Origin of the sequence: Protofrankia sp. CiT1 (assembly GCF_917627335.1) — a bacterium.
In the GTDB taxonomy this organism is placed as follows: Bacteria; Actinomycetota; Actinomycetes; order Frankiales; family Frankiaceae; genus Protofrankia.
In genome coordinates this window covers 14118-20469 of sequence record NZ_CAKJTP010000004.1, presented here as the reverse complement: position 1 = coordinate 20469, position 6352 = coordinate 14118, and the positions used below count along the sequence as shown (strand labels likewise).

4 protein-coding genes and 3 pseudogenes are annotated in these 6352 nt (G+C 69.6%); 4 read left to right on the top strand and 3 right to left on the bottom strand.

The annotated features are described in order from the left end of the window. The 4 genes and pseudogenes from MJ785_RS01470 to MJ785_RS01455 all read left to right on the top strand — a co-directional run. Positions 1-841: pseudogene (locus MJ785_RS01470) on the top strand (hypothetical protein); the annotation flags it as partial. Between the two features lie 195 nt (positions 842-1036). Then, complete coding sequence (locus tag MJ785_RS01465; RefSeq protein WP_239379930.1) at positions 1037-1192, top strand: hypothetical protein; 156 nt, start codon at positions 1037-1039, stop codon at positions 1190-1192. A 66-nt stretch (positions 1193-1258) separates the two neighbouring features. After that, positions 1259-2737: a M48 family metallopeptidase gene (locus MJ785_RS01460; RefSeq protein ID WP_239379929.1), complete on the top strand. Its 1479-nt coding sequence runs from the start codon at positions 1259-1261 to the stop codon at positions 2735-2737. Further along, complete coding sequence (locus tag MJ785_RS01455) at positions 2737-3516, top strand: SDR family NAD(P)-dependent oxidoreductase (protein WP_239379928.1); 780 nt, start codon at positions 2737-2739, stop codon at positions 3514-3516. The genes MJ785_RS01460 and MJ785_RS01455 overlap by 1 nt, the downstream gene beginning before the upstream one ends. 308 nt (positions 3517-3824) lie before the next feature. Here MJ785_RS01455 and MJ785_RS22105 read toward each other — a convergent pair whose 3' ends face one another. The 3 genes and pseudogenes from MJ785_RS22105 to MJ785_RS01445 all read right to left on the bottom strand — a co-directional run. Further along, positions 3825-4793, bottom strand: coding sequence for a thiopeptide-type bacteriocin biosynthesis protein (locus tag MJ785_RS22105; protein ID WP_370652841.1), 969 nt, complete (start codon positions 4791-4793; stop codon positions 3825-3827). After that, positions 4775-5963 (bottom strand): annotated as a pseudogene (locus MJ785_RS22100) (lanthionine synthetase C family protein). The gene MJ785_RS22105 and the pseudogene MJ785_RS22100 overlap by 19 nt, the downstream one beginning before the upstream one ends. Further along, a pseudogene (locus MJ785_RS01445) lies at positions 5960-6352 on the bottom strand (lantibiotic dehydratase); the annotation flags it as partial. The pseudogenes MJ785_RS22100 and MJ785_RS01445, both read right to left, overlap by 4 nt.

The following is a 6352-nucleotide window of genomic DNA, read 5'->3' as shown; positions in this document are numbered from 1 at the left end:
AGAGTTCTGCGAGGGTCTCGGCCTCGCTCCTGTGGTGGAGGGCGAGGACCCGTTCCGCAGCAAGCGGATCTACGTCCAAAGCAAGCTCACGGGCAAGCCGATGGCGGAGCTGCGGCGGATCGCCGGCCGCCTCCTGGAGGAGTGGAACGATCCGTCCCTGCAGACGATGGTCGACGGTCTTGCGGCACGCGGCGTCCGCAGCGAGGTTCGCAATCTCATCTTCGCCTCAACGGGACCCAAACCCAAGATCGTGCTTCGCGACGCCATCGACAACGTGGTCGAAGTTGTCGAGAACGGGCAGTTCTGCCTTTACTACGATCTGCCCGTCAGCGAAGGCGGGCTCATGTGGTCGGAGCTCGTGGACTGGTGGTCAGCAGCCTTGAAGACGGCCAACACCGACGTCGCCGCCCGGCATCTGTGGACCCGTCTTCACACGTCCCTCGACAGCGATCCCGAGAAGACGCTGTTCCGCAGCTACACGAAGCGGTACCAGGCCGGCTTCGACCAGCCCGCCCTGATCCCGCAGGTGTATCTGCACTACGACCCGTACAGCAGCACAGGTGGCCGACGCTCGGCACTCGTGCGGCAGCGGATGGACTTCCTGCTTCTGCTGCCAGGTCGGCGACGGGTGGTCATCGAGATCGACGGCAAGCACCACTATGCCCGCCCTGACGGGACGGCCGATCCCGCAGCGTACGCGGCCATGATGGCCGAGGAGCGGCGTCTACGGCTGCGGGGATACGAAGTGCACCGGTTCGGAGGCTGGGAGTTCGTCGACAACACTGCTGCCCACGTAACGCTGGATACGTTCTTCGACGAGCTGCTCGACGGCCCAACGTAGTCATCACACAACGTCAGTCGGCAGTCAGTCCGCGGAACGATCTTTTGCTCTTCGTCAAGGAGTGTCGCGGCAAGCACGCTCCGGAGCACGGCGCGCGCTAACGTGACAGATCCATACCGTAGGATCGCTTCCGGTGGCTGATCGCGGCGGGAGGCGGCCTCATTTTCCCAGTCCAGAGGGTTGGGTGAGCCGGCAGTGGCCCGTGTCAGTCAACGCGCCGAGCAGCGGCAGCTTCGTGGTCGGATGCGCGAGTTCGGTATGAGCCATGACGAGATCGCCGGTGAGTTCGGACGGCGGTTCCGCTTCCGGCCGCGAGCCGCGTTCCGGCACGCGTTCGGGTGGACGCTCTAGGAGGCCGCCGACGCGATCAATGCTCAGGCAGCGAGCCTCGGGCTCGATCCGGTGGGCCGGGCGAGCATGACGGGGCCGCGGCTGTCGGAGCTTGAGTCGTGGCCGGCTTCGGGCGCGCGGCGGCCCACCCCGCAGATCCTCGCCCTGCTCGCGCACGTGTACGGCACGGACATCCATCATCTTCTCGACCTTGACGATCGTGAGCACCTGGCACCCGCAGATCTTCTTCTCCTCGACAGCTGCGTACGGGAGGTCAGCGCAGCGCGTGGCCGGCCGCCGGCCACGCGGACCGTCAGCGCCTCTGATCGTGACTTCCCTCCGCGGCTCTCGGCATCGGAGGGACCGCCGCGGCCTGCGCTTCTGCCGGCGTTCGTGGACAATGAGCCAATATCCAGGCCTCCCGCCGTGCGTTCGCGGATACCGGTGTCTGTCGGGGTCGAGGGAGAGGGGTCACCGACGAAGCGTCGCGAGGTTCTCGCTGCTGCGGGCGCGTCTGCCGTCACGGCCTTACTCGCCCAGTCGGCGGTGGAGTCGGCGATGTTCGGGCAGCGCTGGGAGGAGTCCGATCTCGGCTCGACGACGCTGGAGCACCTTGATCTGGAGGTGCAGCGGTTCGGCCTGTCCTACTTGCATACGCCGCCCGAGCAGCTGTTCGTCCAGGTCCGCGAGTGCCGGCAGCGGGTCTCCGTGATGGCGGCGGGCCGACAGACGCTGAGCCAGCGGCAGCGCCTGTGTGTCGTCGGTGGATGGCTGTCGGGACTGATGGGGCATCTGGCGCTCGATCTCGGTGACAGCGCCGTGGCGCACGCGCACTGCCTGACGGCGTGGCAGCTCGCCTCGGAATCCGGCGACACGCGGCTGGGGGCATGGGTCCGAGGAACACAGGCGATGATTGCCTTCTACACCGGTGCCGCGGCGGACGCGCTGCGCTATGCCTTTGCCGGTCTGGACATCGCCCCGCGGAACTCCTTCGTCCAGACTCGACTCCTTGCGCAGCAGGGACGAGCCCATGCGCGTCTGGGCGACGCCGATGGTGTCAGCGTCGCGTTCGCCCGCGCGGAGGGCTCCTTCGAGTCGGTGACGGAGAAGGCCTCGCACAGCATCTTCTCCTTCGACTACCCCTACCTGCCGTTCTACGCCGGCACGGCCTACACGGCGCTCGGCCGGCCCGAGAAGGCGCGGACCTTCGCCCAGCAGGCGGTGACGTTGTGCGACGCGACGGCGGTGAACTGGCCGGTCGCGCGGGCCCTGGCCCGGGTCGACCTCGCGCTCGCCGCGGTGCGACAGAAGGAACCGGACAGGGCGTGCGCCGTGACCGTCGAGGCGCTGGAGATCTGCGCGACCGAACGCCCGGTGGATCTGATCGTTCGCCGCACCAGTGAGGTCGTGCGGGAGCTGCGCCCCTACCAGGAGCTGTCGGCCGTCCGCGACCTACGTGAGCGCCAGATGAACCTGTCCCGCACGGTCCGCAGCATGCAGCGGCGGGCCCCTTCCAACCCCGGCGCCGGTTCAGCGGCACATGATCGACAGGCGGACATCCTCTAGTGGATCTTCATCTGAACGGCAAGGTCGCGCTCGTCACCGGTGGCTCTCGCGGCATCGGCCGGGCGATCGCGTCCCGCCTTGCGTCCGAGGGCTGCCGGGTCGGGATCTGCGGACGCGACTCCGACGCCCTCGCCCAGGCCGCAGCGAGCCTCGGCCTGGGCGACTCGGACGTCTTCAGCCTGATCGCCGACGTGACCCAGCCTGGCCAGGTCGAACGGTTCGTCGAGGAGGCAGCCAATCGCTTCGGAGGCGTCGACCTGTTGGTCGCGAACGTCGGTGGCACCGTCGGAGGGGACCTTCTCGACTCGACCCCTGAAGACTGGGCGCAGACGTTCGACCTCAACGCCGGCCACGCCGTCCGAGCCATCCGCACGGCCGTCCCGCACATGAAGAAGAACGGCGGCGGATCGGTCGTCATCGTCTCGTCGATCTCGGCCTCGAAGCCGTCGCCCCGGGCGCAGTACGGGGCGGCCAAGGTCGCGGAGATCTACCTGGCCTCAGCCTTCGCCCGGGAGCTGGGGCCGTTCAACGTGCGGGTCAACGCGGTGAGCCCAGGGTCCATCCTCTTCCCCGGGGGCGGCTGGGAGAACTACGCCCGCCAGCATCCGGAGGACTTCGAGACGTTCGTGCAGCGGGACTTCCCCGCGCACCGGCTGGGCACCGCCGAGGAGGTCGCGGACGTGGTGACCTTCCTTTTGTCCGACCGGGCTAGCTGGGTGAACGGAGCCGACGTCGCCGTCGACGGCGCTCAAGGCCGGCCGAGCGCCCGCGGGTACTGACCGAGATCACCGTCACTGAGGGTGTATCGACGTAACGATCGCAGCTTCGGCGGTGCGGGCGGAGCTGAGAACGGACTCCAGTAGCGGTTCAGGCAGGGTTCCCGCTCTCAGGCCGGAGGCGTTGAGTAGGTGTGTCCTCAGCACAGATCACTTCCAGACAGGCTGCCACCTGGAGCTCCCACGAGTATGTCGGCGTGCTCTCCGCCAAGGCCGTGCGGGCCTCGGCTGAGAGGCGGGCAGGCCAGGCGGGGACGGCTGATCAAGGGGAAGAAGCAAGCCACGGCCAATGCTACGGGATTCATGATCCGCTAGTCCCCAGGCAGGAGGGCTGTGGCAGCCGCGCGGGCGAGAACGGCCTGGCTGGTGGCGGACAGGCCGAACCGGTTCCACTGGAAGATCAGCACATGGGTGAGGATCGCCCGGAGTCCGCGGCCGAGCTTTGTCTGTGCGGCGGCGTCGCCGAGTTGACGGCCGGCGGTGTCGAAGGCGGTGAGCCAGGGGGCGGCATGCGCGACCGGCCCGCCGGAGGCGAACAGGTCGCTGGTGGGCAGGTCGGGGATGGACAGAAGCAGCCGCACGTTCGCGGCGAGCTGAGCGATCTTCGGGTGGTCGGCGGCCGGTGAGGCGGGGCGTAGGCCGGCGACCCGGGCGAAGACGTCGCCGCGTTCGAAGGTGTCGAGGCCGGCCGCCTGTAGGAGGCCGTTGATCAGCAGGATCGAGAGTTCGCGGCGGCCGAGGCCGGGGGTGTCGTGGCGCAGGTAGTCGAGGACGCCGCGGCTGTCAGCGCAGAACAGTTCATGGACGGCGTTCATCCCGGTTGGGCCGCCGAAGGCGAAGGTTTCCGGTTCGTAGACCGTCGACCACCAGCGAGTGAGTGCTCCGATGGCGGTCAGCTCGTCGAGCACCTGGTCGACGGCCGTGGTGTCCGCGCGGTGCAGGCGGAGCCGCCAGCAGGGGTGCTTGCGCAGGAACCACCAGCCGCCGACCGCGCCGCCGGCCTGGAGCTGGTCCAGGCGTGGGCCGAGCTGTGTGGCGGCGGTGGCTTCGGCGGTGGACCAGTCGGGGAACTGGACCCGTACCTGGTAGCAGTTCTGGTCGGCGCGCTGTTCAAGCGCCGCGAGTCCAGCCGCCTGGTAGACCCGTACCGCGTCGGCCAGGTCGGCGGGGTCGAGCGCGTTGCTGGTGGCTGTGGCGTGCAGGTCGGCGCCGGCGAGCACCGCGATGACGCCGGCAGCGAGGTCTTGGGGGGCGGTGATGCTCAGGCTATGAGCAGGCATGTGTCCCATCCCGTGCGTGGCGGTCCGACATGTCGGGTGGATTCCACTGGCCAGGGCAATCCCCGCAGCGCCGGTCAGCAGCCCGCTGTCCTGCCCGCTGGAGGTGGAAGAGGCGGTGGCGTGCCGCGCGAGCCGGGTGGCGATCGTGGGAAGCCGGCGGCCGATGGCGGAGCTTCGCGCGTCACGGGCGGCTCGATAGGCGGTTTGGTAGATCCCGGCCAGGCCGTGGCACAGGCCGAGATCGCTGATCCGGTCGAGCTGGGAATCGGTCAGAGCGGCGGCGAGGATGGCCTCGGCGTCCTGTGCCCGTCGATGATCGTGGATGGCGAGGGCGGCAAGCTGCTGAGCGCGGACGATGCCGATCGTGCCGTAGCACCAGGAGACGCGGCCGGGGCTGGTCTGGGTGGGGCGGCCGGTGCGCAGATCCTCGCGGGTGATCCACTGTGGCCACCAGGGGCCGTCCGCGCCGTCTTGGCGCCACTGGTCGAACCAGTCGGTCAGGGTGGCTATCGCTTCGTCCTGGCCGTCGACCAGGCTCCTTTCCGCGGCGGCGAGAGCGAGGAAGGCGAGCAGGCCGGCCGCGCCGTGCGCCATGCCGAGGTTCGCGTGCCCACCCGGAGTCGGCAGAGCGTCGTCCGGGTCATGTGCGACCCACCAGCCCGGCAGGTCGACACCGTTCTCGCGGTGCGGCCGGGTCAGACTGACCGTGTACCGCAGGAGGTCGGCGAGGATCTCACTGTCGGGGTGGCTGCGGAGCAGGAGGGCGCCGATGCCGGTCAGGCCGTAGAACAGGTCGTATTCGGCGAACGTGGTGGGCTCGCCGCGTTCGGCTCTGCTGGCAGCGAGGGTCAGCCGCTGGCGGGTCAGACGCTGTATGTGGGTGTCCAGCGTGTCGCGGGCGCTGCGGTAGCGGGGATTCCCGTCGGCGGCGGCGTGCAGGAGGAAGGCGAGGGCGGGCGCCCCGTAGTACAGGCCGGTGTGCTCGGCGGCGTCGACCGGCCCGGCGACGGCCCGCCGGATGTGGGCCTGTGCGGTGTCCCAGCTACCCGAGCCGGTCCGGGCCCGCTCGATCTGCAGGAGCGCCGTCCCGGCCGGGCCTCGGGCCAGGGACTGTCTGACCGCGTCGTCGGCGGAGAACGTCTCCACCGCGGCACCGGTGCCGGGGGTCACCGGGCACCGGCCAGAGCGAGGTGGCGCAGTGCGGCGGCGCGGGCGAGGCGCCCGGTTTCCCTCTCCAGGGTCGGATCGACACCGACGGCGCGCACATGGTGCTTGTGCAGGAGAGTCCGCAGCACTGTCCGCGGATCACGCTGCCGCGCGAGGGCCTGGTAGTACAGCGCCAGCGCGGTGGCTCGGGCGTTCCAGGCTCTGACGACTGCCTCACCGCCGGTCAGGGCACGAACCGCTTGGTGGTCACCGCCGGGATCGGCCAGGTCGAGAGCCTGGTCCCGCAGGGTGCGGTCCAGGGCACCGTGCTCCTGCCGAAGGCATCCGACGAGTGCCTGGTACCCGGCCGGCAGGTCGGGAGCGAAGGAGGCGGCCAGGTCCACCATCGATGC

Bases quoted from the DNA above. Each gene is read 5' to 3' on its own strand.
- MJ785_RS01460 (WP_239379929.1), top strand. From the start codon at position 1,259: ATGACGGGGCCGCGGCTGTCGGAGCTTGAGTCGTGGCCGGCTTCGGGC.
- MJ785_RS22105 (WP_370652841.1), bottom strand. From the start codon at position 4,793: ATGCCTGCTCATAGCCTGAGCATCACCGCCCCCCAAGACCTCGCTGCC.